The organism is Acinetobacter harbinensis, from assembly GCF_000816495.1.
Classification (GTDB): domain Bacteria; phylum Pseudomonadota; class Gammaproteobacteria; order Pseudomonadales; family Moraxellaceae; genus Acinetobacter; species Acinetobacter harbinensis.
Genome location: NZ_JXBK01000003.1, coordinates 62,255 through 65,197 on the forward strand (window position 1 = coordinate 62,255; position 2,943 = coordinate 65,197).

At 40.5% G+C, this 2,943-nt stretch carries 1 protein-coding gene, 1 pseudogene and 1 other annotated feature; of the genes and pseudogenes, one reads left to right on the top strand and one right to left on the bottom strand.

What is annotated here, in order from left to right:
- On the top strand, positions 1-1,607 hold a 1,607-nt coding region (locus SE27_RS14775; protein WP_455550037.1), incomplete at its 5' end, for a copper-translocating P-type ATPase.
- Positions 1,608-1,762: 155 nt separating this feature from the next.
- Here the strand turns inward: SE27_RS14775 and SE27_RS13765 are convergent.
- Positions 1,763-2,942 (bottom strand): annotated as a pseudogene (locus tag SE27_RS13765) (IS3 family transposase).
- Positions 2,605-2,721, bottom strand: a sequence feature (AL1L pseudoknot). (Overlaps the previous pseudogene by 117 nt.)
- Position 2,943 lies beyond the last annotated feature (1 nt).

The window sequence follows — 2,943 nt, forward strand, 5'->3', positions numbered from 1 at the left end:
AGGCAAAAGGCCGAACGTCTTTAGCAATTCAACATCTAGTTGGAATGCAGCCTAAAGTTGCCAGAATACAGCTCAATAATCAGGTGATAGAAGTTCCGATTGCCGAAGTTCAAACAGGAACGATTGTAGAGATTAGACCAGGTGAGCGTATCCCTGTCGATGGTGAAGTTATTCACGGCCAAAGTTTTATTGATGAATCCATGATTACTGGCGAGCCTATGCCCGTTGAAAAAACGATAGGCTCTACTGTGGTAGGAGGAACAATTAACCAAAGTGGCAGCTTAAATATCAAAGCCACCTCTGTTGGTAGTTCATCAGTGCTTTCTCAAATCATCCGAATGGTTGAACAGGCACAGGGTTCCAAGCTGCCTATTCAGGCATTGGTTGATAAAATTACCATGTGGTTTGTACCTGTAGTAATGGGTCTCTCTCTTTTAACTTTTCTTACGTGGTTTATCTTCGGCCCTGAACCAGCCCTAACTTTTAGTTTAGTGAACGCGGTTGCTGTACTCATTATTGCATGTCCTTGTGCGATGGGACTTGCAACGCCTACATCAATCATGGTGGGAACTGGGCGGGGTGCTGAAATGGGGGTTTTATTTCGTAAAGGTGAAGCTTTACAGCTGCTCAAAGAAACTAAAGTGGTTGCAGTTGATAAAACAGGGACTCTGACTGAAGGGAAACCAGTTTTAACCGATCTGCATGTCTTAGAAGGTTTTGAATACAATGCCGTACTTTCACTGATGGCAGCCGTTGAATCAAAGTCTGAGCACCCTATTGCTCGAGCAATTGTACAAGCAGCTATAGATAAGGAATTAATCCTGTCTCCTATTGCTGATTTTAAATCAGTGACTGGCTACGGAATAGAAGCGAAGGTTTCTGAGCATTTGGTTCATATTGGTGCAGATCGATATATGGAAAAACTAAGTTTGAATCCTAATGTTTTTTCTCAATTTTCGGATCGTTTGGGAGAAGAAGGAAAAACCCCTCTCTATGTTGCGATTGACCAGAAACTTGCTGCCATTATTGCTGTAGCAGATCCAATTAAAGAATCAACATTTGCTGCAATTGAAGCGTTACATCAGTTAGGTTTAAAGGTTGCCATGATTACAGGTGATAACCGTCATACAGCTCAAGCGATTGCAAAAAAACTAGGTATTGATGAGGTTATTGCAGAAGTCTTACCTGAAGGTAAAATAGAGGCCGTTAAAAAATTAAAAAATCAATATGGTAAACTCGCATATGTTGGAGATGGCATTAATGATGCCCCTGCACTTGCAGAAGCAGATATTGGTTTAGCGATAGGTACAGGTACAGACGTAGCTATTGAAGCTGCTGATGTGGTTTTGATGTCTGGCAACCTGAAAGGAGTGCCGAATGCTATCGCTTTAAGCAAAGCGACTATAACCAATATTCGTGAAAATTTATTTTGGGCATTTGTTTACAATGCAGCTCTGATTCCTATTGCAGCAGGTGTACTTTATCCGCAATTTGGACTGCTACTTTCTCCTGTATTTGCTGCTGGTGCAATGGCTCTCTCGTCAATATTTGTACTAGGAAATGCTTTACGATTAAAACGTTTTAAAGCCCCCCTTGCAATTATTTAACCATTTTTTATATACATTTAAAGTTTTGTTGGCTTTACTTTATATATTTGGAAATGGTCTAAGCCATGTTGGCTTTTATTAAATATCATACAGTTGATATTCTAATTATTTGAGAGGTGAACCGTACCGGGTTTGTCGGAGACTTTTTATTTAAGTTAGGCCACCTGACCTAACGGGTTAATCTTATCATAGTACATTGCTTCAAACTCAAAAGGCGATACATAACCGAGTGCACTATGTACACGCTTTTTATTGAACCAATCTACCCAATTTAATGTCGCAAGTTGTACATCCGCTAAACCTTGCCAATCTGCTTTTAAATATTCAATCACCTCTGTTTTGTATAACCCATTCACTGTTTCAGCCAAAGCATTATCGTATGAATCACCGGTCGTACCGACTGATGCTCGTAAATTTGCTGCTTCTAAACGATTGGTATAGCGAATAGAAAGATATTGAACACCTCTATCGGAATGATGAATCACATTCTTTGGCATACCTCGGTCATGCAATGCTTGCTCCAGCGCATCAAGCACCATATCTGTATTCATACGTGTTGATACTTTCCAGCCAACAATCGAACGTGAAAACACATCAATAACAAATGCGGTATAGACCCAGCCTGAATTTGTTTGAATATACGTGAAGTCAGCGACCTGAGAAGCATTGCTTCGCAAGGGTCAGGATGATCAGCAGTAAAATTACGTTTCACTAAATCATCTGCTCTTTTTTGATCATCTCGGCTACGGGTGGTTTGTTTATTCTTACCACGCCAAACACCTTGTATACCTAACTTCTGCATCAAGCGAACCACTGTACAACGTGGAATAACATAACCTTCACGCTTCAATTGTTGCCAGACCTTACGCACACCATATCGACCTGAACTTTCTTTCCAAATTCGTTTGATTTGCTCAGCATGATGCTCATCATGTAGATCTCGTTTCGCTCGATGTTCTAGATTTTCACAGAGATCTAGAGTCCGGTAATAGGTTGAAGGTGCGATAGGTAAAATTCTACAAATCGCCTCAACACCATATAACGCTTTATTGTTATGGATAAAATCCACCATTATTTGTGTGGGCGGTCGAGCTCCGCCTGGGCGAAAAAAGCGGCTGCTTTACGTAGAATTTCGTTAGCACGTTGCAGTTCTTTATTTTCACGTTCGAGTTGTTTAATACGTTCTTGATCTGAAAGTTGCTGTACTTTAATTGGGTTTTGTTTATCTAAACATTTTTGATACCAAATACGTAGAGTTTCAGGCGTACAACCAATCTTAGGCGCAATAGCCGTGATCGCAGCCCAATTCGATGGATAATCTTTTTCGGATTCAATC